This is a genomic window from Vibrio sp. 1731 (genome assembly GCF_033339955.1).
GTDB classification, from domain to species: domain Bacteria; phylum Pseudomonadota; class Gammaproteobacteria; order Enterobacterales; family Vibrionaceae; genus Vibrio; species Vibrio alginolyticus.
Genome location: NZ_JAWOVO010000009.1, coordinates 197,560 through 223,536, shown reverse-complemented (window position 1 = coordinate 223,536; position 25,977 = coordinate 197,560). Strand labels below are relative to the sequence as shown.

At 45.4% G+C, this 25,977-nt stretch carries 24 protein-coding genes; 12 read left to right on the top strand and 12 right to left on the bottom strand.

Annotated elements, in window-relative coordinates; genetic code table 11:
• Positions 1-144 precede the first annotated feature (144 nt).
• Together R7035_RS13140 and R7035_RS13135 are read right to left on the bottom strand one after the other, a co-directional pair.
• Positions 145-1,302: an amino acid permease gene (locus R7035_RS13140; protein WP_005375474.1), complete on the bottom strand. Its 1,158-nt coding sequence runs from the start codon at positions 1,300-1,302 to the stop codon at positions 145-147.
• A gap of 722 nt (positions 1,303-2,024) precedes the next feature.
• Positions 2,025-2,336, bottom strand: a complete 312-nt coding sequence (locus R7035_RS13135) for a hypothetical protein (RefSeq protein ID WP_005375472.1) — start codon at positions 2,334-2,336, stop codon at positions 2,025-2,027.
• Positions 2,337-2,477: 141 nt separating this feature from the next.
• Here R7035_RS13135 and R7035_RS13130 point away from each other — a divergent pair, with 141 nt between their 5' ends.
• Positions 2,478-2,810, top strand: a complete 333-nt coding sequence (locus tag R7035_RS13130) for a helix-turn-helix transcriptional regulator (protein ID WP_005375470.1) — start codon at positions 2,478-2,480, stop codon at positions 2,808-2,810.
• 110 nt (positions 2,811-2,920) lie between these two features.
• Here R7035_RS13130 and R7035_RS13125 read toward each other — a convergent pair whose 3' ends face one another.
• The 3 genes from R7035_RS13125 to R7035_RS13115 all read right to left on the bottom strand — a co-directional run bounded on the left by R7035_RS13125 (position 2,921) and on the right by R7035_RS13115 (position 4,833).
• Positions 2,921-3,301, bottom strand: a complete 381-nt coding sequence (locus R7035_RS13125; protein ID WP_005375467.1) for a hypothetical protein — start codon at positions 3,299-3,301, stop codon at positions 2,921-2,923.
• Positions 3,302-3,468: 167 nt separating this feature from the next.
• Positions 3,469-3,855 (bottom strand): GlcG/HbpS family heme-binding protein, encoded by a 387-nt coding sequence (locus R7035_RS13120; RefSeq protein WP_005375465.1) that lies wholly within the window; start codon positions 3,853-3,855, stop codon positions 3,469-3,471.
• A 9-nt stretch (positions 3,856-3,864) separates the two neighbouring features.
• Positions 3,865-4,833, bottom strand: coding sequence for an aldo/keto reductase family oxidoreductase (locus R7035_RS13115; protein ID WP_033906813.1), 969 nt, complete (start codon positions 4,831-4,833; stop codon positions 3,865-3,867).
• Positions 4,834-4,974: 141 nt separating this feature from the next.
• Between R7035_RS13115 and R7035_RS13110 the strand changes: the two genes are divergently transcribed.
• Complete coding sequence (locus R7035_RS13110; protein ID WP_017635840.1) at positions 4,975-5,850, top strand: LysR family transcriptional regulator; 876 nt, start codon at positions 4,975-4,977, stop codon at positions 5,848-5,850.
• Positions 5,851-5,859: 9 nt separating this feature from the next.
• On the opposite strand, the gene R7035_RS13105 is transcribed toward R7035_RS13110, so the two are convergent.
• Complete coding sequence (locus R7035_RS13105) at positions 5,860-7,617, bottom strand: SgrR family transcriptional regulator (protein WP_005375462.1); 1,758 nt, start codon at positions 7,615-7,617, stop codon at positions 5,860-5,862.
• Positions 7,618-8,181: 564 nt separating this feature from the next.
• On the opposite strand from R7035_RS13105, the gene R7035_RS13100 reads away from it, so the two are divergent.
• Positions 8,182-8,721, top strand: a complete 540-nt coding sequence (locus R7035_RS13100) for a redoxin domain-containing protein (protein WP_104980833.1) — start codon at positions 8,182-8,184, stop codon at positions 8,719-8,721.
• A 511-nt stretch (positions 8,722-9,232) separates the two neighbouring features.
• On the top strand, positions 9,233-9,916 hold the full coding sequence (locus tag R7035_RS13095; protein ID WP_054865852.1) for a hypothetical protein: 684 nt from the start codon (positions 9,233-9,235) through the stop codon (positions 9,914-9,916).
• A gap of 195 nt (positions 9,917-10,111) precedes the next feature.
• Here the strand turns inward: R7035_RS13095 and R7035_RS13090 are convergent, their stop codons facing one another.
• Positions 10,112-10,477 (bottom strand): winged helix-turn-helix transcriptional regulator, encoded by a 366-nt coding sequence (locus R7035_RS13090; protein ID WP_054865851.1) that lies wholly within the window; start codon positions 10,475-10,477, stop codon positions 10,112-10,114.
• Positions 10,478-10,644: 167 nt separating this feature from the next.
• Positions 10,645-11,229: an NAD(P)H-dependent oxidoreductase gene (locus R7035_RS13085; RefSeq protein WP_017635228.1), complete on the bottom strand. Its 585-nt coding sequence runs from the start codon at positions 11,227-11,229 to the stop codon at positions 10,645-10,647.
• A gap of 270 nt (positions 11,230-11,499) precedes the next feature.
• Between R7035_RS13085 and R7035_RS13080 the strand changes: the two genes are divergently transcribed.
• Both R7035_RS13080 and arsB read left to right on the top strand, forming a co-directional pair.
• A complete protein-coding gene (locus tag R7035_RS13080) occupies positions 11,500-11,841 on the top strand; it encodes an ArsR/SmtB family transcription factor (RefSeq protein WP_213891168.1) in 342 nt (113 codons plus the stop codon).
• Positions 11,842-11,926: 85 nt separating this feature from the next.
• On the top strand, positions 11,927-12,982 hold the full coding sequence (gene arsB / locus R7035_RS13075) for an ACR3 family arsenite efflux transporter (protein ID WP_005385145.1): 1,056 nt from the start codon (positions 11,927-11,929) through the stop codon (positions 12,980-12,982).
• Between the two features lie 36 nt (positions 12,983-13,018).
• Here the strand turns inward: arsB and R7035_RS13070 are convergent, their stop codons facing one another.
• Complete coding sequence (locus tag R7035_RS13070) at positions 13,019-13,798, bottom strand: helix-turn-helix domain-containing protein (protein ID WP_203345638.1); 780 nt, start codon at positions 13,796-13,798, stop codon at positions 13,019-13,021.
• Between the two features lie 19 nt (positions 13,799-13,817).
• The gene (locus R7035_RS13065) at positions 13,818-14,351 is read right to left on the bottom strand and encodes a YbhB/YbcL family Raf kinase inhibitor-like protein (protein ID WP_206952735.1); all 534 of its coding nucleotides are present in this window, start codon (positions 14,349-14,351) and stop codon (positions 13,818-13,820) included.
• Between the two features lie 187 nt (positions 14,352-14,538).
• Between R7035_RS13065 and R7035_RS13060 the strand changes: the two genes are divergently transcribed.
• From R7035_RS13060 to R7035_RS13045, 4 genes are all read left to right on the top strand, one after another.
• Entirely contained in the window at positions 14,539-15,330 is a 792-nt protein-coding gene (locus R7035_RS13060) for a PhzF family phenazine biosynthesis protein (protein WP_149191590.1), read from the top strand.
• Positions 15,331-15,537: 207 nt separating this feature from the next.
• On the top strand, positions 15,538-16,488 hold the full coding sequence (locus tag R7035_RS13055; RefSeq protein WP_411913238.1) for an HlyD family secretion protein: 951 nt from the start codon (positions 15,538-15,540) through the stop codon (positions 16,486-16,488).
• Positions 16,489-16,492: 4 nt separating this feature from the next.
• Entirely contained in the window at positions 16,493-17,419 is a 927-nt protein-coding gene (locus R7035_RS13050) for an ABC transporter ATP-binding protein (RefSeq protein WP_054574432.1), read from the top strand.
• Complete coding sequence (locus tag R7035_RS13045; RefSeq protein WP_064354574.1) at positions 17,419-18,516, top strand: ABC transporter permease; 1,098 nt, start codon at positions 17,419-17,421, stop codon at positions 18,514-18,516. The genes R7035_RS13050 and R7035_RS13045 overlap by 1 nt, the downstream gene beginning before the upstream one ends.
• A gap of 109 nt (positions 18,517-18,625) precedes the next feature.
• Here R7035_RS13045 and R7035_RS13040 read toward each other — a convergent pair whose 3' ends face one another.
• Complete coding sequence (locus R7035_RS13040; RefSeq protein ID WP_005375433.1) at positions 18,626-18,997, bottom strand: hypothetical protein; 372 nt, start codon at positions 18,995-18,997, stop codon at positions 18,626-18,628.
• Between the two features lie 384 nt (positions 18,998-19,381).
• On the bottom strand, positions 19,382-23,620 hold the full coding sequence (gene fdhF, locus R7035_RS13035) for a formate dehydrogenase subunit alpha (protein WP_054574434.1): 4,239 nt from the start codon (positions 23,618-23,620) through the stop codon (positions 19,382-19,384).
• 315 nt (positions 23,621-23,935) lie between these two features.
• Here fdhF and R7035_RS13030 point away from each other — a divergent pair, with 315 nt between their 5' ends.
• The gene (locus R7035_RS13030; RefSeq protein ID WP_054574435.1) at positions 23,936-24,358 is read left to right on the top strand and encodes a hypothetical protein; all 423 of its coding nucleotides are present in this window, start codon (positions 23,936-23,938) and stop codon (positions 24,356-24,358) included.
• A gap of 135 nt (positions 24,359-24,493) precedes the next feature.
• Positions 24,494-25,885, top strand: a complete 1,392-nt coding sequence (locus R7035_RS13025; RefSeq protein WP_054574436.1) for a TolC family protein — start codon at positions 24,494-24,496, stop codon at positions 25,883-25,885.
• Positions 25,886-25,977 lie beyond the last annotated feature (92 nt).

The following is a 25,977-nucleotide window of genomic DNA, read 5'->3' as shown; positions in this document are numbered from 1 at the left end:
AAGTCAGCGCTAACCGTGATTATCAGAGAAACGTCAAACATCACAAATGCTGATGACTTCGAGTGGCCTGGGTTCGGCTATGAATACAAAAAAGCCGCCCGTTTGACTACGAGCGGCTCAGTTTTTAAATAAGCTAGCGTGATTTTATACTGCTTGGGCAAACAGCAAGAAACAGCCGAATAGGAAGATCATGCTCATTCCCATTGCGCCGCCACCAGCTTCATAAATATTGTCATCTTCTACCGGCACTCGACGCACTTTCATGGTCATTGATAATGGAACAAAGACCGCGAGAAACACAAGAATAATCCCCGCGTAGCTGAGAATAGCTAGGAAGTGTTCTGGCGCAAATACAGCACCTAATAGTGGTAGCACAAAAGTAGTAACAAAAATCACTGGCTTACTTGCTTTCAGTAGGTCTGCATTTTGATCGTATAGCGCCATTGCAACACCTAAGAACGACGTTAGTAGTGCCAAACCAGTAAACATGGATAGGATGAACTCTAAGCCCTCGTATTGCTGACCTAGTACCGAGATCAACTCTGTTACGTTGGAGTATTGAACAAGCTCATGAGGTGGTAGATTGCCGACAACCGCTAACAACCATAATAGGTAACAAACAAGCGGAATAGTTGAGCCCACGATAATCATATTACGCAGCTGTGTTTTACTCGCTTCTTTGTTGTAAGTTACAAGCGATGGGATCACGACCATAAAACCGAAACTGGTGAAAAGCACCGAACTGGTTTTGATAAGTGCCATTTTATCGTCGCTCACAACCTCATCAAGTCCTTCAAACGAGACGCTTGGTGCAAGCGCAAAAAGTGTCAGGATCAGCGCTACGATCATGCCTAGGAACAAACCGCGATTCAGCTTATCTACTACCCCTGTACCTGCCGAAACAATGATACCAACTAAAAGAGTAAAACCGACTTGGCTTGAGATCGTAGATGTTGGAAGCCCAATTGAGGCTGTTACTTTTTGTACGAGATCACCCGCACCAATGATGTAAGCCATTAATAGACAAACTAACAGGGCGTAAAGCAAGCTGTTGGTTACCAACTGGCCTCCTTTACCAAGCGTTTCGCGAGCAATTGCATTCATGCTCACACCACCACCTACTTTGCAACTGGCTTCAAGAAGGAGCAGCGCAGCATAAGTCGTTCCAGCCCAGATGAACAACATAAGAAGAGTGCCCCAAAGGAGGCCAAATTGAGCAAGCACCATTGGTATAGCAAGCATACCAGCGCCAAGAGCAGTACCTGCAACGATCAGGGAGCTGCCGACAAGTTTTAGGTTCACGGTTAATACCTCTAAATTCAATCCGTTAATTTCTCGCCAGTTGTGCTTTATCTAAAGCACACAACAAAACGCTCCGACTTAGTCAAAATTTGGTTACAAGAGCACTATGTTACAAGAGCCCTGTATGGCTAAGAAGACACGCAACAAAAGGTGGTTAATCATTTGCACATGAACACTTGAGAGTCGTTTTTGGCGATGTCATCGTTGATGAAATGTGCGCAACTTTGGGTTCGAAGCAAAATTGTTCATCTTAATTCATCAACCCCATTCGTTATGAATGGATTTGGTTCGAAAAGATTGTAAGGCATAAGCAGGACGATTGAAAAGCAAAAGGTCAATCTTATAGCGATATATTTTAACAACTCTTATCTTTTACCTAAGATGTGTTGTTTTTTTCGTCACTAATTAGTCTTTTATCGCTTAAAGAGAAGGAAGAACGTGCTCAATGGCTCAATTTGGCTGGGTGTACAGATTAATTTACAGTTTAAGTGAAGGTGTTAGATTCCGAGGACGTAGCCTAGATCGGACAATATCGCTATTATTCGCTGCGTACCGACACGTTCGGTTCACATACCTCTAAACACTGATTTACGGTTCGAAAATATAGGTAAATGAGTGTCCGAATGCTGGGTGTGGTTCCCCAGCATTTGCATCCTTTCTTTTAGATGTCATCAATTGATCGAAATTGCGTAAATCTTGTATCGCCCGACTTTACGACTGTGTTAATACGCTTTATCTAGCGCGCCAATGATATAAGTTAACACTGGAATACCCATATCGGCGACCTGCTTCTCAGTCTCACTCATGTTTTCATGCGCCATCCGCAGCTCTACTTCACTTATCGATTCTTTGTGAAGGTAAAGCTCTTTGTAGTTCATCAATCGCTGTTGTGACTGTTGAATCAGTGTCACAACATTCTCTTTAGTCTCACGATGTTGCTGATCAATTTCACTAAATAAATGATCTAAAATGCGTTGCATTTTGCGAATAGAAGCTTTCGTTTCTATTGATTTGTATGATTGATACTTTTCCATTGAGTTAATAACTGACTAAAATATTTACGTTTTTATAAGACAGTTATTTTTATACTGATTGCAAAGCAGGTAAATATGTGGTGGTTAAACTGGTCCACTTCTTGCTCCGTTTAGGTCAAAACTGTCCTTTCAGGAGAGCACATGCAGGTAGACCCTATAATTCAAGCACTGATCGCAAGACGAAAATCGAATGGCCTCTCCCGTGAGCAAATGGCAAACATCGCTGGAATGAGCGTAAAAACATATCAAAGGATCGAGCGCGGAGAGTCCGATCTTAAACTCTCACAATATCGTGCCATATTGCGTTCGCTTCATTTGACTGACCTAGATATTGCCTTAGATGTACGTGATGTTCAGCATGTCACAGCAAATGACTTAACGGCCGTGGCGCGATTGCTCTCACCGGAAGCTCAGTCCCTGCTCGTTCGCCTGTTATCGTTAATCCTTGAACAAAAGAACAAGAAAGGTGATTAACCACATTACTCATACCCAAACGTGAATGTCCTGTTGAGCGTTGAAACATGAATCGTTTAGACAAAAATAAAACTCGTCAAATGACGAGTTTTATTCTTTATATCAGTCCGTTACTCTAGGCTTTTTAATTCCGATGTATCAACGCCTTTTATTGCATCTTTCGCCACTTTATCAGGATCAAAGACATCACGTTCTTCATACGAATTATCAATCATGCCTTGTCCTATCGCGGTCGCCTGCTTTTGTAACTTGTTACCCTCTACCTCACCAGCATCCCAGCCTTGTCGATAATCTGAGTCGGTTTGATACCTTGTTTCGTCCTTAATATAGTGTTCAAAATCATTCCCTGCCTCTTGCATACCACTATGCCGACCGTCATGAAAGCCTTGGATATAAGCTTCATCATAACCGCTCTCTTTTAACGCGCTGTCACTCGTACCACAGCCTGAGAGGAGAACAAAAAATAGCGAAACGAATACCTTATGAAACATATTTAGGCCTCAAAGCTTTCAAATAAATTAATCATAGTTCGCGATTTCAACTTCTGCTTACTTCAGGCTATTAGATAGCACTGTGACTCGACGAAGCCTGTGAACTTGAGTCCCTACAGTGAGTACAAAGCGGGACAAAGCATCACACCTACTGATAAACATTATACTCAACGCGCGTTTAATACTTCCATCGCAAGTGCTTCATCATCTTGCTCAGCCAAACCACTGATACCAATTGCACCGACGACTTTCCCCTCTTGTTCTACAGGTACACCACCCATAAAGCCTGTGATCTTCGGGTCAGTCCAATAACTCAACTGCTTACCCGTCTCACGAGCCCAAGCACCCAGATTGCCGCTAGGCTGACGGTCTCTAGCCGAGGTGTAAGCTTTGTTATGTGCCAACAAACCTGCTTGCACACTCACATCATCCATTCGGGCAAAACCGAGCAATTCTCCATGTGTATCAACCACGGCAACCGCAATGTTCTGCTTGCGAGCAGTCGCAATTTCCAATGCCGTTTGAATCAGAGTTTGAACTTGTACGTATTTCATTTTTCTCTCCTACGGGATCTCATGACCAAGGGTTTTCTCGAACAAGCCATACCAATGGCTACGTGATAGCGTGACGTTCTCTACTTGAGCACAAGCGCGAATACGCTGTGGGTTTGCAGTACCAATAACAGGCTGAATTTGGTTTGGGTGACGCGTTAGGAAGGCTAAAACAATCGCCTCAGACGACACGCCATATTCAGCTGCTAGCGCCATCACCATCTCCGCCGTCTGTCTGGTGTTGTGATCATCAGAATGTAAACCACGCTCTGAGAATCTTCCTTGCGCCATACTGCCCCACGCTTGCAGTTGGATATTATGCTTACGGGCATGTTCCAGTGTTCCCGCAACGTAGTCAGATTCCGACGAAGGAAGCCCCATGCCTTGCTTAATAAAGTCAGACTTAGCCAGACTCATTTCCAACTGGTTCGCCACAACAACTTCGCCCGTTGCTTGTTGAAGAAGGTCAATTTGAGCACTGTTCATGTTAGAAACACCGAAGTGGTTAACTTTGCCAGCTTGTTTCAGGGCTTTTAGCGTTGTGCCCAGTTCTTCAAATTCAACCAAAGGATCAGGACGATGCAGCATCAAAACATCAAGATTTTCCACGCCAAGGCGTTCAAGAATGCCCTCAACAGAAGCCGTCACCCATTTGGCAGAGAAGTCATACTGCTTAACACCTTGCTCATCTCCTAGACGGATGCCGCACTTTGATTGCAGATACATTCGTTCTCGTAAGGTTGAGTCATTGGCTAAGATGCGCCCAAACACTTCTTCAGCCTTACCGAATTTGTAGATATCCGCATGATCAAAGAGATTGATGCCAACCTCTAATGCTGCCTCTACAGCGGCATAAGCTTGGTTTTCATCTTGGGCGGTTAATGGGTTGCGATTCCACTCCCCTCCAAGTCCCATACAGCCGAAGACCAAGCGGCTAACGTTAGGTAAGGTTTTGGCGAGCGGTAGTGTTGGATTGTTCATCGTTATTCTCACTTTTCCGATTTCTGCATCTTCAATTTCTTAAATTAACTCGAACCATCTTACCGTTCGTAAAAATTAGTTTAATACCGTAAAATCGAATTCATTATCCTCGTTACCGAACAATTAAAGCGAGCAATAAAGATGGCAGATTATAAGAGAATCGAAAAACTGATGCTGTTTGCTGAAGTGGCTCAAACACTCAACTTTTCTAGAGCAGCAGAGCAACTTGGTATCTCTAAAAGTTACCTGTCGGAACAAATCAAGCGATTGGAATCGGAACTCGCAACGCCTTTGATTGTTCGAACCACACGCAGCGTGAGATTGACGGCAGAAGGTGAATCGATCTTTGCACAAGCGGAAGATCTCAAACGCCGCGTAATGGAAATGGAAAAGAGTTTAAGTCAGCGATCTGAACAAATAGACGGTCTGATTCGTCTTACCGCTCCCAAGATGTTTGCTGAAGCGGTGCTGCATGATTTGTGCGTAGCGTTTCGCGCTTTACATCCAAACGTAGAGTTCGAGATCCTTTCTAGCTATCAAGCGTTTAATCTGACAGAAACCAGCGTTGATTTTGCGTTTCGAGCGACAAGAACGCCGCCAGAGAATATGATTGCGCATCACCTTTTGGACTACCACCACTGGCTGGTTGCCTCTCCTCAGTATCTGCAAGAAGAAGGTACGCCGGAGACATTAGATGATTTACAAGAGCATCAATGCTTAACCACATTGCATCAAAAAGAGTGGCCGTTAAAAACGGGAACAGTTCAAACCCAAGGTTGGCTTTCAAGCAATGAAAACCGCTTACTCAAAGAATCAGCCCTGTCTGGCAATGGCATTGCTCGGTTAGCAAGTTACTTTGTCGAACAAGACGTTGAGCACGGCCGTCTAGTGCAGGTTTTATCGGAAGAAACCGACCACCAGCACAACGCGGTGTACTTGGTGTATCCGCAGCTCATCTATCAATCGGCGAAAACCAGAGCCTTCATTGAATTCGTGAAGCAGCACTTTGCTATATAACTAAGGCAGTTAATCCGCAGACCACACCGAGCGAATATCTGGCCAACCCCAGTTAGTAAGAGCGACGTCTTCTAAAACACCTTGGAAACGCAAAGTTTGTGTATGGTGGAACATGGGTGCAATCCAATACTCGCTGATCAACGTCGATGCAATTGGCTCCAATGCATTAAGGTAGTCCTCAAGTGGAACGAAAGATCTGACTCTCTGTAGTTGTTCATCTAACCATTGTGCGTTCTTTTCTCCCAAAGTGTGGAATAGCACAGCGTTGCTGAAGAAGTTCGTGAACGCTGAGGCATGACGATTATCATCTAGGTTTATGTTCGTCACGACCATCGTCTCATTTAGCTCACCGTTCTTAGCCTTCTCGTTCAGCTCACGGTAGGAATACATAACAATTTCTACTTTACTGCCAACACTCGCCAAACGATTAGAAATAGCCCGCGCACAGCGACGCAATGCGGTATAGTTATATCCGGCTATCGTAATGTGTTTAGGTAACTTAAGCGGCTCACTAAACGGACGGAGCACTGGCTTCCAACCTGGTAGCAGGTTATAAGCGGGTATACTCCCAAATACAATATTCTCGCGGCGCATCACTTCGGCCAAGTGCTCAGGTTGAATTAGCTCACTAGTATAACGGCGCTGCGCTAAAGAGAGTTTGTGCTTAGCGTGCTGATTAAATAAGGCGAATAAGCAACCATCTTCTATTCGACTACGCTTGCTCGCCGATGAGTTTTCTCGGTTTTGCGTCGACATATAGTGTCCACACAAATCCTCCTCGGGCGAAGCATCCCTTTGCAACGTATTTGCTGCCAATGACGGGTTCTCCATTTGCTCGTCATTAACAATCCAGATAGTCACCAAATCCGTTAGAACTCTACATGCATAGTAACCATTAAATGCTTGCAGTTTTAAACGACTTTCATTGTGCTCGACAACAGAGAATGGGCCACTTCCGACCACCAGCTTGTTATTCGCTACGTTAACTTGGCTTACTGGTTGAATGCCGTATTTCACTCCAGAAATAAGTCCAGCAAAGCCCAAGTCAGCTCGATTAAGCTTAAAAACAACTTTCAATGGCGTTGGCGCAGTAATGTTAGCAACATGTGCCAACTCTTTTTCGTAATACTGTAGTGAACTCAACTTTGCAAACAAGCTAACCACTGTTTCTGCATCAATGGAATTACCATTATGAAAAGTCAGACCTGGACGAAGGTAGAAAGTCCATTCGTAGGTGTCTTCGTCATAACGCCAGTGATGTGCGAGTTCTGGTTGCACTTTCCCATTGTGATCACTCGAAACTAAGCAACAATAGATTTGCCTTAATAAGAAACGTTCGCTGCTACGCTGAAGTTGATGTGGAACGACACGCTCAAACATTCGCTTATAGGTTAATTGAATATTGAGCTGTCCTTCTTGCACAGAAGCACCAGACGTTGTTTTTAACAAACGGCCAAATGCCATTTCGTCTTCATCTAATATCGCCAGTGCTTTTTCATACTTGCCTAACTTGATACGTTCAAGAGCCAAGCTCTCTTTTAAAACGTCTAACTCCATATTCAGAATAAGAGTCGATCGTTGGTTCCGCCCAGCTTTCGGGTGCCAGCTCAACCACGCCTTCTGCTGCATCTGCGTTAGCAGGCTACGAGCATGCCGAGAAGAAGTGAACATGATGTCGGCAATGTCCTGTAACGTGGTTTTTGTTTCATCACCAACGCTAAACGAGAGTAATCGTTGGTAATAGCGAAACAAATTGAGATCAGACACTGAATCAACCTTAGATCTGTGAAGTTTGTGGATAGGAATAGTTTACTTAAGTTGGCGGTAATAAAATAAGAAAACTTCCTAATTATCTGTTCCCCTTTTCCACAATTAACCTCCAAATTCGGCTTTAAAGCCCCATATATTTACGTTATTAGGAAAAAAGCCAACAAAAGCACTCTCTTTTTTATATCCCCTTTTATACACATAATTTACTCGTCAGCTAAAGGAGGAAAAAATGAAGAAGCCAATGATGGCGTACTTTTTTCAGCAACGCCTAGCTCAATCGAGTAATAAAATAGAAGTGATGACTCTGGTTTATCTTAACGATATGTTCCAGTGGTCATAGCCTAACCTCAAGCAGAACTTAGCTCCTGATACTACACCCCCACTTCGTTGTATCTTAAGTTCTGCTTTTTCATCTTTTGCACTCTACTACCTTATTGCAGGTTACTAAAAGTTAACTAGTTGAAACACCGCAAAACAGAGTCTACATTGAAGTCTCATCCCCCAATCGCTTTGTTGAGAAAGGGGCATTCATGGATATACACCACCAATTCGGGAGTCAATATGGCAACTTCAGTGAAACTTAAAGCGGGCGACAGCTTCCCTCATCTTCAAGCCACTTTGCTAGATGGTTCAAGCGTAACGTTGGGTCAGCCGCAAGGTGATGCGACTTGGCAAGCAGTATTCGTTTATCGTGGTAAACACTGCCCTCTTTGTACTAAGTACCTCAACGAGCTTGAGAGTTACAAACAGGCTTTCGCTGATGCTGGCGTCGATATTCTTGCCGTTTCTGGCGACTCAAAAGCACAGCTAGAGGGGCATCTAGAGAAACTCGAAATCAGCTTCTCTATCGCTTACGGCCTGACCGAAGAACAAATGAAAACGCTAGGCTTGTATGTATCTATTCCTCGATCTGAACAGGAAACCGATCATAATTTCGCAGAACCAGGTCTGTTTGTGGTGAATGAACACGGCGACTTACACGTGGTGGATATTTCAAACAACCCGTTTGTTCGCCCTGAGCTTGGCGCGCTATCACGCGGATTGGCATGGATTCGCGATCCAAACAATAACTACCCTATCCGTGGCACATTGGATTACTAATATCTTCTACACCCAAGTAAACTTTCTATCCTTAAATAAGCTAGGATTCTTGCCTTAGTGAGAATAACTTGGAATGCATATCAGATCCGTGAGATCTGATATGTATCAACAAGTTGGAAATAGAGTCCTTGTTCATTATACAACGTCTTGATGAAAAACAAGATCAGTGAAGTCCAGGCTCCCCTCAAACGACGTTAAGTATTTACTTCTAAGTCACTTTCACGATAAATACATGAAATTAAGACTAAAAACTTAGACTTAACGGATACATAAATCATAACGGTACCTACACAAGTAGTTGGCTAGCGATTATTATCCTATTGCAACTCACAATTGTGCAATTCTAATAATTCATACCATAAATGAAAACATAGATACCGTAAGAGACAAAATAAAAGCAAACGATTAAATTATCAATAAAACACCGTTCAATTAAAAATAAAAATTTTCACTTTATATAAATATAATTAATCGTTATTTGCAATCACACATCTTAATTGAGAAATACAGTATGAATAAAATCTCTTTGCTTTATATGGCCGTTTGTATCGGATTAGTTGGATGCGGTTCAGGAGGAAGCGACAACGATCCAGCAAAAGATATACATCCCACCATTTCAAATCCGGAACAAGTCAACGCAATGACGGTGGACAAAGGTCATTTCTATTGTTCTGTAAACCAACAAAAACTGGAACACGGAGGGACATCTGCAACCTTGTCCTACCTGATTGAAAAGAAAAGAAATTCTACGGTTGTCGACGATTATGAATGTACCGAATACGGTTTAAAGAAAGGTGAGTCAATTATCGTCACTAAAAGTGCAATTGAAAACTTTTCATACTCAAAACATTATAAAAGCACGAAGAAGAATGACATTAATGGGTTTAAAATCATCTACCCTACAGGGCTTACGACTCCGATTAATAAAGATTATGAAAAAATTACGATCACGTATAATACGGAGAGACCTGACGTTAACATTAAGATAATTCAATATTTTGACGAAAAGTCTAAATTATATACCATCAAAAAATATGAAAGCCACGTTAACGACAACTCACCAATAGGTTTAGTTGAGAAAGAGGAATTCGATAAATATTCCGATTTTGAAAAGAAACTGGAATTAAATAGTGCTTTTTTAAATTCAACTGAAGTGAGTGATTTATTCTACAACTTACTAAGTATGATAAAATAATAACTAGAAATCAAAAACTTAAAAAGTACGATTATGCTCAAGTAGCCTCGATATGCCTGACTCGAAAGAGTACGTTGTTTTACGAAACAAATTACGATTTGAATGAAGCACATCTAAGTTACTTGGGTATAAACGGCGATGTATTGTTAATCAGCTTTCAAAAGAGAGTAACGTTTGCGATTAACTACTTTGGTCTTAACGAAGCTCAATTTGATGCTTTTCAGACCAAATTCGCAAATCATCAAGAATCTTAAGTGCGGTACGGCCGAACTCTGTTAGTTCATAGCTTACGGCAATTGGGCGGTCGCTGATCACTTTGCGCACCACCATACCTTCCGCTTCTAGCTCTTTCAGGCGTTGGTCGATCATCTTTTTACTTGCACCGCCTAGCATGCGTGCTAAGTCATTGAAACGAACTGGGCCGTCTTTCAAATGATAAATCAGAGAACCTTTCCATTTACCACCAATTAGACGCATCCCTTTCTCGATAGCACATGGCTCCGCACATACGTTCACCACTGACTTACGACCTTTGCTATCTACACTGATTCTGCTTTCCACAATACACCTCAAGATACGCACCTAATCTAGGTAACGAAAAGTAAGCTAGATACATTTAGTGCTTTAGAGTAATAAAAACGTCACCTCGCCGCAAACAAATAAAAATGGACCGCATGTAGCAGTCCATCTCAATTCATCATTCAGTTCGCACTATCTTTCTAAAAGGATTAGAAGTTTTCGTTAATGTGAGCTTCGAAACGAACAAAATCGTTTTCGATATCTGCGTTCTTCATCACGTCGTAACAAGCGAATGTAGGCAGTGCTGACATACCAAAGAAGCGGAAGTTAGCGTGCATGTGGAACATCAAATCATCCACGCCTTTACCTTGGAATAGGTATTCGCTCTCATCATCAAACGATTCTTCTGGCGCGTTGAATGTCAGTGAAAGCATGTATTTGCTGTTGGTTTGAGTACCGCCTGTACCATAGTTTTTCTTTGGTTCTTCTGCGCTACGGCCATCAAATGCACACAGTGCGCCGCCCATACCCGCAGTAAACACGTCGTCCATGTATTTTTTGAATGACCAAGGCACAGACATCCAGTTGATTGGGCTTTGGATGATCACGCGATCAGCCCATTCAAAGTGTGCGAGTTGCTCATCTACGTTGATCTCATCTTGCATTGTCACAACGCGAACCTCATGGCCTTTTGCTTGCAGAAGCGTCTGTGCTTTGTCGACAAGAGAAGCATTTAGACGACCTTCTGAATATGGTGATGGTTCGTGTGCATTGATGATCAGTACGTTGCTCATGGGATTACCTTTAAATAAGTTCACAAGATGACGCAGTAACCATTGTGCGTCGGATGTGGTTTATTATGGTAACCTAGAAATATAGTGCAATTAGTTAACTTTTAGTAACCTGCTTAATTTTTAATTATATCACTGTTTTTAAAAGATATATTTTTTCAACTTTTTATTCATCGTTATTTCACGATTAATTTTTTCATCGATTTGTTGCATCTTCCATAGAGCAGGCGTACACTTTATCGCAATTCGACGATTAACTATTAAGGCCAGCGAATGAGTGATAAGTGCAAGGAGACGTGCGAAGTCGTTTTTCAGACAACGCAACAACAGCTCGAGAAAGAACAAACTCTAGCAGCGCAAGCAAAAGCTTTGTCGCATCCAGCACGTTTGCGCATTCTGCATATCCTGCACACGCTCGATACCATGGGCGGTTGTTTGAACAGTGATTTGGTTTCTGAACTGGGTCTTGCGCAATCTACTGTTTCCGAGCACTTGCGTATTCTCAAGCAAGCAGGCTTTATCAGCGCCGAGCCAAACCCACCTAAGGTGTGTTACCGTATTCAACGCGACGCGTTTGATCAGTTCAATCTAGGCTTTTCCAAGTTATTTGATTGATTCCCTTTGCACGCTGGTCAGGCGTGCAGAGATAAACTATACCTTCAACTATCGCTTTTCGACGATAAACGAATAAGAGAACACTATGACTACTCAAGTTTTAAATAGTGCCAGCGACAAAATGAGCTTCTTGGACCGTTACCTAACGGTGTGGATTTTTGTCGCAATGGCAATCGGTGTAGGTATTGGCGCAGCGTTCCCTCAAGTTGCTGAGTGGAATGAGTCAATGTCAGTCGGCAGCACGAACGTACCGCTCGCGATTGGTTTGATTTTGATGATGTACCCGCCACTCGCAAAGGTGAACTACAACCTGCTAGGTACAGTGACGAAAGATAAAAAAGCGATCACGCTGTCTTTAGTCATGAACTGGATTGTCGGCCCTATTTTAATGTTCATCCTTGCATTGACTTTCCTAGGTGATCATCCGGGTTATATGGTTGGTATCATTCTGATCGGTCTTGCTCGTTGTATTGCGATGGTATTGGTATGGAACGATATCGGTGGCGGTAACAAAGAATACGGCGCAGCCCTAGTTGCACTAAACAGCGCTTTCCAAATCGTGACTTACAGTGTGATGGCATGGTTATTCATCACTGTATTACCACCAGTCTTTGGTTACGAAGGTTTCGTGGTTGATATCTCGATGATGGACATCGCGGAAAGCGTTCTGATTTACCTTGGTATCCCATTCCTAGCGGGCTTCCTAAGCCGTAAATGGCTGGTCGCTGCGAAAGGTGAACAATGGTACAACGACGTGTTCATCCCACGCATTTCACCAATTACGCTTATCGCCCTACTTGCGACCATCGTACTGATGTTCAGCTTGAAAGGTGAAATGATTCTTGAACTGCCAATGGATGTATTCCGTGTAGCAATTCCGCTGGCCATTTACTTCGTGTTGATGTTCTTTGTCAGCTTCTTCGTTGGTAAGAAAATGGGCATCGACTACGACAAAAACGCATCGATTGCCTTCACGGCAACGGGCAACAACTTTGAATTGGCAATTGCGGTTTCTATCGCGGTGTTTGGCCTAAACTCAGACCAAGCTTTTGCTGGTGTCATTGGCCCGCTGATCGAAGTGCCTGTATTGATTGCTTTGGTGAATGTAGCATTGCGAATGAAAGCCAAATATTATGGCTAACCTAAAAAGCACAAAAAATACAAAAGCGGTAAAACATTAACTCACTACCGTTTTAATATACTCGCTGGGCGTTAGGCCGAACTTACTTTTAAAGCGTTGGCTAAAACGCCCCTCTGACTGATAACCACACAACTGTGCGAGCAGCGCAACGTTATACGAGCCATTTTGCATCAAGTAAAGTGCGTGATTTAAGCGCACTTCTGCCAATACTTCGCGATACTGGGTACCTTCTTGTTTCAGTTTTCGTATCAATGTTGCTCGGCTCATAGCAAAGTGCCCCGCGACCATATCTAATGGATGCTCCTCCCCTGGAGAGCGCGATAAGTAACGACTAAGTTTCTGACTAAAAGAGATATGTGAACTCGAGAACAACCGATGCAATAACCCTCTCTCAGCTAGCTGCTGATATAGGCCCATAATCCAATAGCGTTGTGTCGCTTCACTTAAGCTTTCCCGCTCAAACGAAAACAAAGCATTTAACGTCGCTTGCAATGCTTTATCTGTCTCAACAACGGGTACATAGTTTCCTAATGCGTTGCTCATGCTTAGCTCCAACATTTCATCGCTAGGCACACAGTGAAAACTGAACATTCGAGAAAGAAATCGCCCTTGTAGAGGAAGATTTTCAAAATTTAGGGATGCATTTGCTTCACAAAGCATGATATTTGGATGATGGATGTCGAGTACTTCGTCTTTCCAGAAAAGATGTTTACTCCCCTTAACAATCTGAATAATGCTTGGGGAGTGAATCCTGACATTACGAAGCTTCTGCTGCTGCTCCGCACGAAACAGAGTAACCTGATATTGGTGACCCATTCTCTCCCCTTATATTCAATTATCGCGTGTAAGTCGTGGTTAATGTCGCTTTACCCAAAGCAACACTATTCAAAGTAAACCCTACAATGGCTGGTGGCGTGTTTTCATCCAAATTCAGTTCTTCAGTTGGCAATGCCCACACCGTAAACTGGTAACGATGCATCCCATCATTCCTTGGAGGACACGCGCCGCCGAACCCCGTTGTGCCGTAGTCAATACGAGATTCTTTGCCGCCTAACTTGTTCATATCAATGCCTCGAGGCAGCTCGCTAACGGTGGATGGAATATTAAACGCTATCCAATGCCAAAAACCACTGCCTGTTGGTGCATCGGGGTCATACACGGTGATCGCAAAACTTTTTGTGCCCTTTGGAGCTTCTTTCCACATCAATTGTGGTGATTGATTCCCGCCATCACATCCCCAACCAGAGTATTCAAATGTCTTCGCCATCGGGTGGCCTTCTTGAATATCTCTACTCACGAGTTCAAATGCATGGGTAGAACCGACCGCAAAAACACTCAATACCAAAACTGACTTGTAGATCGCTTTCATGTTTTTCTTCCTTTCAATGAATTCAACACTAGTCTAAATACCCAGCAGTCCGAATCCTTGTCAGTAAGTATCAAAAAACACAAAATAATCTATAATTTTGACACTTTAAGATTCTAACACAAATTTCTTACTCTCTTAATTGCACTTGGTTTATGCTAATTAATCGCTCACGGAATAAGGAAGGAAAATGGAATTGGATATCTACGTGGTGGACGCCTTCACCGATACGCAATTCAAAGGCAACTCAGCAGCGGTGGTACCGTTAGAGGAATGGCTAGCCCCAGAATTGATGCAAAATATCGCGACAGAAAACAACTTGTCGGAAACGGCTTTTCTAAAATCCATTGGCGCAAACCGATATGAGATTCGTTGGTTCTCTCCGATTACTGAAATCGATTTCTGTGGACACGCCACACTGGCCTCGTCGTTAGTGCTGTTTGATGAGCTTGGCATTAATGGCACGATTGAATTTCATACTCTGGAAGTAGGAACCCTCACCGTAGAGAAGAATGCGCAAGGTAAGATCGAGATGACGTTCCCTGCTCGTCTTCCAAAAGCCGTTTCTGATATTCCCTCGGCATTGATTGAAGGCCTAAGTTGCGATGTGGAACGCGTACTGCTTAGCCCTCAAGCGTATTTCGTGGTGGTCGACAGCCAACAGGAGGTACTTGAGGTTCAATACCGTTCAGAGCACCTCAAGACACTCGCTCCTTACGATGTGGTCGTTACCGCGAAAGGCGATCAACAAGACTTTGTATCTCGTTACTTTTGGCCTGCAAATGGTGGTGACGAAGACCCCGTAACTGGCTCGATTCACGCTGGATTAGCACCGTTCTGGGCAGAAGCGTTAGGCAAAACATCACTGGTCGCTTACCAAGCTTCTCAGCGCGGAGGTATTTTGCACTGTGAAGTTACTGACGAACAAGTAAGAGTATCTGGCGACGGCGTGCTCTACATGAAAGGCAAAGTTTTTGTTTAAATGATATTCATGTAATCAACTTAAAAGAGCCAAGTAAAGCACGGCTTCCGCAGGATCAAGCCAGCTTCAATAATTAATCAATTGATGAATATTGAAGGAATTAACTTCCTAGCCGGACAAAACTGACTCACGTTACACTGAATGCAGTCCCATACTCTTCTATAGCTTGATACGAGTTCGAGCTCACCTTCTTAGAGGAAGCGTCGCATGATGAAGCGAATCATTCTTGGCACCCTAGCCCTGACTCTTTTAACTGCCTGTTCCAAAGATGACGGACAGCAAGCCCTTGGCACACTAGAACGTGACCGCGTAACCTTTACTGCAACCTCTAGCGAGATAATTCGTGCCCTTCCCATCAAGGAAGGCAGCCAAGTCACCGAAGGAGAAGTGCTGGTTCAGCTCGATACAAAGAACCAAGAAGCCGTTTTAGCTCACGCCGTAGCCGAACAAGCCAAGGCTGACGCCTATCTTTTGAAATTGACCAATGGTGAGCGACCAGAAGACATTGCTGCAGCGCAAGCACGTGTTGCCAGAGCGGAAGCTCAATTGGTTGAAGCGCAAAAGAACTACCAACGTAAAGCAGAGTTAGTTCGTAAGAAACTCATCAGCCAATCAGAGAAAGACACCGCTTTAGCAGCCAGAGATTCTGCCCGTGCAGAGCTAGACTCCTCACAAGAAGAGTTCAGCAAACTGACCGCTGGCTCTCGTCCTGAAGATATTGAACAAGCGAAAGCCGCACTCATGGCAGCAAAAGCCGATGTAGCACTACAAGAACAGAAACTGGCAGAACTCACCATCACGGCCACGCGAGATGGCTTGCTAGATAACCTACCGTTTAACCTTGGTGAACGCGTTCCGGTGAATGGCATTGTTGCCGTAATTCAAGCGAGCCGCGTCCCATACGCCCGTGTTTATGTTCCTGCCAATTATCGAGTCAACTTTGTGCCGGGTAAAACGGTTAACGTGCATGTAGATGGCGTTGAGCAACCTTATAGCGGCACCGTTCGTTGGGTTGCGACTGAGCCTTCATTCACGCCCTATTTCGCGCTTACCGAGGAAGAGCGCTCGCGTTTGATGTACCTAGCAGAAGTCGACCTACAAGACTCAGCACAATCCTTGCCTTCAGGTATTCCAGCGCATGTGGATTTGGTGGAGTAAGCCAATGACCGAATACGCGATTCAAGCTGAAAATGTAGTGAAAAAGTTTGGTGACTTCACCGCCATCAACAACATCACGCTTAATGTGCCCAAAGGCAGTATTTATGGTTTTCTTGGCCCCAACGGCTGCGGTAAATCAACAACCATTCGTGTGCTGACTGGCTTGCTTAGCCCAAGTGAGGGCAATGTCGATGTACTCGGGCTAGAGATCCCAAAACAATCTGAGCTTCTGCGCCTCAAGATTGGCTACATGACGCAAAAGTTCTCGCTTTATGATGATCTGACGGTTCAAGAGAATCTTGAGTTTATTGGACAAATCTTTGGTATGGAAACCAAGGCTCTGAAAGCTCGCATCGAAGAACAACTATCCACCTACGGTCTCGACCAACTACGTAAACAGCGCGTCGGCGGAATGAGTGGTGGCCAGAAACAACGCTTGTCTCTCGCCGCAGCGACCATGCACAAACCAGAACTGTTGTTTCTTGATGAACCCACATCTGCGGTTGACCCAGAAAACCGACGCGATTTCTGGGAGCAGTTGTTTGATCTCTCTGACCAAGGCACGACGATTTTGGTCACTACGCATTACATGGATGAAGCAGAGCGTTGCCATCGTCTGGCTATTATGGAAGCGGGGAAAATCCGCGCCGATGGTGAGCCAGAAGAACTCATGGCGCAAATGGGCGTTAACATCGTCGAAGTCAAAGCGGATAACTTACGCGAGCTAAAAGAGAAAGTCATTCAGCGTGAAGAGGTGCGCTCGGCCGCACAGCTCGGCATTCGTTTACGCATTTTGATCCACCAGCACATCGAAGAACCGATCGAATGGTTAACCCAAACCTTTCCTGAGCTTGATGGCTGCGAGATGAACATTGCTCGCCCGAGCTTGGAAGATGTGTTTGTCAGCGTGACGGGAGAAGGTCGCCAATGATGAAATCTATTGCCCGTATGAAAGCGGTAATGATCAAAGAGATCCGTCAGCTTTCACGTGACCGCATTACCTTTGGCATGGTCGTGATGATCCCGTTGATTCAGCTCCTGCTGTTCGGCTTTGCCATAAATACCGATATTCGCAACATTCCCGTGGGCGTCGTCGATCAAAGTGGCAGTACTGCTGGGCGTGTGATCACCGAGTCCGTCAAAGTCACGCAAGTGGTCGATGTGGTCGAAACCTTCGCTACCGCAACAGAAGCCGAGCAAGCCATTCAAGACGGCTTGGTACGAGCGGCTTTAATTCTGCCTAGCGATTTAACCCAACGTATGGTGCAAGGGCGAGAGCTTGGCCAATGGATTGTGGATGGTTCAGACACCATGATCAGCTCTGCGATTCTCTCACTACAAACCATGCCGTTAACAGATTTTGATTTTGAAATACGCCCTACTCCAACCAAAACCTTTGAAGTTGCGCTGTATTACAACCCGAGTCGGCGCTCGGCGGTGAACATTGTCCCTGGTTTATTGGGCGTGATTCTGACCATGACGATGATCTTGTTCACCAGTGCAGCCATTGTTCGAGAACGAGAACGTGGCAATTTAGAGTTACTGATTACTACGCCAATCCATTCCATAGAACTCATGGTAGCGAAGATCATCCCCTACATCTTTGTTGGTCTGATACAGGTGTTTATCATTTTAGGCTTGGGTCACTGGATATTTGGTGTGCCGATAAACGGCGCCATTAGTCAGATACTATTTGGCACGCTGTTGTTTATCGCCGCGAGTTTAACCTTAGGTTTGGTGATATCCACCATTGCGACGACACAGCTTCAGGCAATGCAGATGACGGTGTTTATTCTTTTGCCGTCGATTCTTCTATCCGGATTTATGTTCCCTTATGAAGGAATGCCCATCGCGGCACAATGGATATCCGAAGCGCTGCCTGCCACCCACTTTATGCGAATTATTCGTGGTGTGGTGCTGCGTGGTGCAGACCTAATGGAACTATGGCGAGATACAGTTTGGTTACTTGGATTCACCGTTATCGGCCTTATTGTCGCTTCATTTCGCTTCAAAAAATCACTCGACTAATCCCACGATATTGCGTTCATTCCTTAAAAACAAAAATAGCCCCAACGAAGGGCTATTTTTTGTTTCTGTGTTCATACACTGTGCTATCAAGCTCAACTCTCAGACAATATTAATAGTACTCACCGTAGGAACAATCTCGTAAATCGGAAATATTGTAGTTTTTCAAAGAGTTTATTTTAAAGTTGAACACTACCTGTTTACAGACAACGCCTTCGCGATCCGTGTACGTGATAATACCTTCACTGTACGCTCGCTGACCATCAGAGGATGTCACGTCAGCAACAAGTTCCAAATGGCCCTTATGCGCGTCTACGCGATTCATCATCTCAAACACATCTACCCACTCTTCGCGATTTGCCATTTGTATTAGCATCGACTTCGCCTGTGTTTCCAACTGCTGGGGGTATACATAATAACGGTTGTAACCAAAGTATGCGCACATAAGTAATAAAACGAGTGCAAATGAGGTTGTTCTTGTCATACAAGCTTCCTCTTGTTGTTATAAAAATCTTGCTTCGTTAATTCAGTATAGGAAGCGAGCAAAGTTTAGGTTATAGAACTTGCCCAAATAACAGGGGACAGTCAGAGACAGTCAATTCTATGACAAGCTCAACAACAAACTTTATTGCACTCTCATCATGGGCTTGAACAAAAATACGCCACAGAGACAGCAAGAAGTAAGAAGTAAGAAGTAAGAAGTAAGAAAGGAAAACTAACCGGAGCGCGGTGATAACAGAAAAGTAAAAGGAGTTTGAAGAAAAAGACAATCCGAGTGAATGTAGTGAGAGCGGAAATCAAGAGTAGATTATCCGCCCATCAACTAGGCTCAAATTGTCAGTGCCCACAACAACGTGACTCGCCGAATTTAAACGTGTTGGTAACTATCTTCGAGAGACTCTGTCTGCGTTGTCTTTTCGCTCACTTCCACTTTAACCGCAGCGACCTTGAACTCAGGGATCTTCGCATGCGGGTCAGTTGCCGTTGTCGTTAGGCGGTTGACTGGCGATTCAACAAAGTGGAATGGAATGAACACCACTCCTTTTTGAATACGCTTAGTCACAAAAGCATCAATCTCAATGCTGCCGCGACGTGTAGACACCGTCAGACGCTGACCATTACTGATGCCAAGTGCTTCTGCGTCTTCCACGCTCACCATCGCTCGTGGGCCAGCAAGATTATCCAACCCTTTGGTTTTGCGCGTCATGGTGCCAGTGTGGAACTGCTCAAGTACGCGACCCGTCGTTAACACAAGTGGGTACTCTTCATCTGGCAGCTCAGCCGCATAACGGAACGGTACACCCACCATCTGCCCTTTACCACGAGTAAACTGGGTTTGGTGCATGATGCGAGTACCCGCAGGGTTGTTCTTGTTGCTCGGCCATTGCACACCGTTTGGCGTAATGGCATCCCAACGAAGACCCGCGTATTGAGGTGTCACTCGTGCGATTTCATTGGTGATATCAGACACGCAGTGGTAATCCCAATCACTGCCCATGGCATTGGCAATTTCTTGAATAATCCACCAATCTTCTTTCGCTTCACCCGGTGCCGTGACAACCGGATTCACACGCTGTACACGACGTTCTGTATTGGTGAAGTGACCCGCTTTCTCTGCAAACGAGCAAGAAGGCAGAACCACATCCGCGTATTGCGCAGTCTCCGTTAGGAAGATGTCTTGAACAACCAAGAAGTCGAGTGCTTCTAAACCTTCAATCACATGCGCTTGGTTCGGGTCACTCAACACTGGGTTCTCACCCATGATGTACATACCACGAACGTCACGATGGCAAGCCGCATCAATGATTTCTGTCAGGGTTAGACCTTGCTCAGAAGGCAGATTTGGCGCATTCCATTCAATCGCAAACTTCTGACGCACAATTGGGTTGTATACCTTTTGGTAGCCTGGGAAACTGTTTGGCAAAGCCCCCATATCACACGCGCCTTGCACGTTTGATTGACCACGCAGCGGATTGATACCACCACCTTCAATACCGATGTTGCCACACAGTAATTGCAGGTTAGCGATAGAACGCACGTTGTCATGACCTGTCGTGTGCTGAGTAATACCCATCGAGTAGTACACAGCTGTACGATCTGCCGTACCGATCATGCGCGCCATTGCTTGAATGTCTTCGGCTTTAACACCCGTAACCAACTCCACTTTATCGAGGTTGTAAGCTGGCGACATCACCTCTTGCAACAAGGTATCAAAGCCGTCGACACGTTCTTCAATGTACTCTTGATCGTACCAACCGTTCTTGATGATCTGCTGCATGACGCCATTTAAAAGCATCACATCTGTACCCGGACGGTGCGCCATGTACAACTCAGCATGCTCTGCCATATCGACACGTTTCGGGTCAGCCACAATCAAGCGAGCGCCGTGGTGACGAATTGCTTGTTTGATGTGTGAAGCGATAATCGGGTGCGCCGATGTGGTATCCGAACCAATAATAAAGATCACATCAGAGTGCTTAATGCTTGGAATGTCGTTGGTCATTGCACCACTACCGAGTGATGCCTCAAGACCGGTTACACTCGATGCGTGACACAAGCGCGCACAATGATCGACGTTATTGGTGCCTAGTTCACGACGGACAAATTTTTGGAACGCGTAGTTGTCTTCGTTGGTGGTTTTCGCTGAAGAGAAACCCGCCAATGCGTTGCTGCCAAAATCTTGCTTGATGCCAGAGAACTTGCTCGCAATCAGTTGAATCGCCTCTTCCCAACTTGCAGGCTGCAACCAACCGTCTTTACGAATCAAAGGCGTGGTAAGACGCTCTTCACTGCCGATGAAATCAAAACCAAAGCGCCCTTTCACACACAGCATGCCTTGGTTCACTGGCGAGTCACCGCCCTTCACGTAACGAATCGTATTGGTTGCTTCGTCCACGAACATAGTCAACTTACAACCCACACCACAGTACGTACAAATGGTGTCGACCGCTTTCAGATCTTCAGTACGACCCTGTGAGCGGTCACGACTATCGACCATCGCGCCCGTTGGACACACTTGAACGCACGCGCCACATTGCACGCAGTTCGAATCGCCCATTAGGGTTAAGCCATTCTTGTTACTTCCAAAGTGTGGACGGTCGTCAGGACGTAATGCAGGACGACCTTGTTTGTCGCACACAAAGTTCAGTACGCCGTGCACGGCTTTGTCACGACACGCTTGGATACACTGACCACAGCTAATACAGCGGTTGGCATCAAACTCAATAAACTCAGAGCTACGGTCAACTTCGTACTTATGACGCAAGTCTTTCGCACGAAGATCTAACCAATCTTGATGCGATTTAATCTGTAAGGAGAAGTCAAAGCTTTGCTCAGCTTCATATTCGGTGGAGTAATCACGCAGCGCACAATCGGTATTTGCCTGACAGCCACATTCAAGGCAGCGCGCCGCTTCCTTCATCGCTTCTTCGTTATCAAAGCCCAACTCCACTTCAGCGAAGCTTTGCTCGCGTTGTGCTGGAGTCAGCTCAGGCATGATAGAGCGAGCGACTTTCTGGATGTTCTCGAAGTGAAGCGGATCGACTTGAGAGAGCTTCTTCTCTTTACGCGAGTTGAACGCTGCCTTTGGCATATCCGCCATATCACCATTCAAAAACAGGTCAATCGCTTTTGCCGCAACGCGGCCATCACCCACCGCTTCAACTGCCGTTGCTGGACCACGGCGGAAATCACCAATACTGAAGATATTGCCCGTGCCGGTGTGCATGGTCTTTTCATCGGCATCAGAGGTGTTCCAACGCGTAAGCGGAATCGACAAATCTTCGCCTTCGAGGAAGCTCAGATCTGGCTTTTGCGATACTGCCGCAATCACGGTGTCGAACTCTTCGGTGAAGAACTCGCCGGTTGGTTTAGGGCTGCGACGACCAGATGCATCCGGCTCACCCAACGCCATGCGTTCTAGACGAATCGCATTCACGCGTCCGGTTTCATCGGCAAGGTTTTCTGCCGGGTTGGTTAAGAAGTGGAATTTCACCCCTTCGTGTTCCGCTTCGACAATCTCGTAGTCTTCTGCCGGCATTTCGTCACGGGTACGACGGTAAATCAACGTGGTGTCTGCACCAGCACGACGCGCAGTACGAGCACAGTCAATTGCCGTGTTACCACCACCGATCACCGCGACTTTCTGACCCGTGACGTAGTTTTGCTCGGTAACGTAATCTTTGAGGTAATCAACGCCTAAGTAGCAACCTTCAAGGTCACTGCCTGTGTAGTGCATTTCAACCGCTTGAGACGCACCGACAGCCAAACACACCGCGTCGTATTCTTCACTCAATTGAGAAAGCGTTAAATCCACACCCAGCTTTTGATTGGTGTGAACTTGCATGCCATTACGGCACATCAGTTCGATTTCTTTATCGAGAATGTCTTTTGGTAAACGGTATTCAGGAATACCGTAACGCAACCAACCGCCCGCTTTTGGCATGGATTCAAAGACCGTAACGTCGTAGCCTTCATTCGATAAGTAGTAGCCAGCTGTCAGACCACCAGGGCCACTTCCGACGACGGCAATGTTCAAACCTTTGCTTGGTTTCTTTTCTGGTACGTAGGCTTCATGCGCAGACAAATCCGCATCCGCGGCATGACGTTTTAGCTGGCGAATTGCGATAGGTTCATCGACTAACGAACGGCGACATTCACTTTCACAAAATGCTGGGCACACGCGGCCAATCGATAACGGCATAGGGAGCGTACGCTTAATCACTTCAATCGCTTTTTGATGATCGTTCTGTGCGATGTGATAAAGGTACGATTGGATATCAACGCCCGCTGGACACGCGGTTTTACATGGCGCTTCACAATCGGCGTAATGGTCCGTCATGATGCGGTTGAGTGCTTTTCTGCGGTGCTCGCTTAATTGTTCTGATTGCGTGACCACATTGAGACCACGGTAAACTTCGAGTTCACACGCGCGTTTAGTGCCGCCGCTTTCGACTTCAACCACACACAAGTCACACGGTACTTTTTCATTACTTTTGTTCATTCCGCACAGCGATGGGATCTCGACCCCACACACTTTTGCTGCTTCTAAAAGGGTTAGACCCTCTTCTACAATTCTATATTTTCCATCGATGACAATTTCTATCATGCAACCCCCGCAGCAAAGCAAATCCAAATCTGCACAAGTAAAACCATGCATTCTATAAGGATAATCATTTGTAAGACAAGTTAGTGTGATGTAAAACTTATAAACCACATTTTTCACGTGTCATAAAAAGCCAGGGCTTCTTTCGCTAACTTTCCACACTCGGTGTTTAACAAACGTTTTACTCCCTCGAAAGTGCGAAAACTGTAGGGTTGGACTATTTTGATAATAAGAGTAATAAATGATTGACCTTACCCTTAGGTTAACCTTTAGAATCGAAGGGTTTTCATCATTTTCATCAAACACATGGGAAAGGGTATGCACTTAAAATCGCTGCATACAATCTGGTTAGCTCTCTTCACGACACTAGTGCTATTGGTATCTAGTGTGGCGAACAGTGAGCCGTTGATGAATATTCAAATGATGTCTACTGGCATGGCTCACCATCCTTCTATGATGAGTGACAGCGAACACTGCGGTATGCCTGGCACGATGGACGTCTCCATGACTGACGGTTCTATGTCCGAAGATGGCGATGCAAGAGAAACCAGCATGAACTGTGGTGGAGGCTCCGGCATGGTTCATACCTGCTGTACTGCCGCGTGTACGATAGTTTTCGTCCCCCTACCGAATCCTATCAATAGCCCAATGCCCGTTGTCTATCGCGCAACCATTACTCCTGAAGTTGCTTCCCCAGTCGTACACGTCAGCCGCGACCTGTACCGACCTCCTATAGCCTAAACCCGTCCTAGCATTCGACCCTGCGCGTGTATCGCAGGTTGTTTTAATGCGCCTGAACGATGAGGTAACAAGGCTTTACTGTTCCCGCAATAAAATCCGCACCTCCATCGATCCGGCGAACACTGGATTTAGATTATGGATATCAAACCATACCGCTTAGCTGCACCTATTTTTATGGTGGCTCTGGTCGCTGCGCCAACCTTGGTTAACGCCGCAGGTAGAGAGACGCACGCAGCGCAAAATTCCGCATCAAGTGAGCGAGCTTCAACGACCAAGCTTGCCCAACTGATCAACGTCGCTTTGAGTAACGATGGCAATCGTAAGCAATACTCAGCGCAATCTGCTGCCATGCGTGAAACGGGCGTCGCGAGTGCGACCTTGATGGACCCAAAACTAAAAGTGGGTTTTGGTGGCTTGCCTGTCGACAGCTTCAAATTCGATGAAGACCCAATGACCAACATCTCCGTTGGTTTAATGCAACAGTTTGAGCGTGGCTCTACGCTTGATTTACAACAGAAGAAAGCCAATCAACAAGCCGACGGCCTTGGGCTTCAAGTGCATGCTCGTGAGCTTGAGGTAGCCAACAGCATGACTCAACTTTGGTTAGAGCTTGGTTACCAGCAACGCGCTGAGCAAATCTTGCTTGAGAACCGCAAGTTGATGAAGGAGATGGAAAGCTTTATTCAAACCAACTATTCGATTGGTAAGAGTGAAGCGCAAGACCTACTCAACGCTCAATTACAAGTCAGCAAGTTGGATGAGAAACTGCAAGCCAACGCACAAATGCAACGTCGTCTTATCTCTCAACTCTCCGAATGGTTGGGGTCAGATTGGTTGGCGAATGAACAGGCCCTGCATGCGAGCAATCAACTTAATTGGGACACACTGAACAGCAAACTTGCTGCCAGTCAGGGTTCCACCAAGCATTATCAGCAACTCAGCCAACACCCGATGGTTAAGATGGCCGACGTCAGCATTTCTGCCAATAAAACGCAGGTGGAAATTGCTGAGCAAGCCTACAACCCACAATTTGGCGTCGAAGTAATGTACGCCTACCGCCAAGCCGACAACATGATGGGTGAGCCCGCCTCCGATTTGGTCAGCGCTTACCTCACCATGGACATTCCGTTGTTTACGGGTGACCGCCAAGATCGCAATCTCGCGGCCGCTCAATACCAAGTTGGCGCGGCACAATCACAAAAAGACACCTTACTAACGCAGATGAATGCCAAGGTGAACACTCTGTTGGTTGATCGCGGCAACTTAACCCAACGCTTAGAACGTTATCAATCCACCTTATTGCCTCAAGCGAAAGCGCGCATTCAAGCCGTTGAGCGGGGTTATCAAAACAACACAGCGCAGTTTAACGATGTGATTTCCGCCACGACTGACGAGTTGGCTCTGCAATTGGAGCAACAACGTCTACTGACCGATCTCAACATCGCAAACAGCAATTTAGCCACCCTACTCGGTGGTTTCGACTACCAAGTGGCTTCACCGGAAGCTCGCTCTATTTCGACATATTAATTTGTGATTCCCCAAGACAGTTGGGGCTACAGCTAGGCAGCAAACGAGAGAACCCCATGAGCATAGATCTGCTATGTGATTTGGGTGAACGA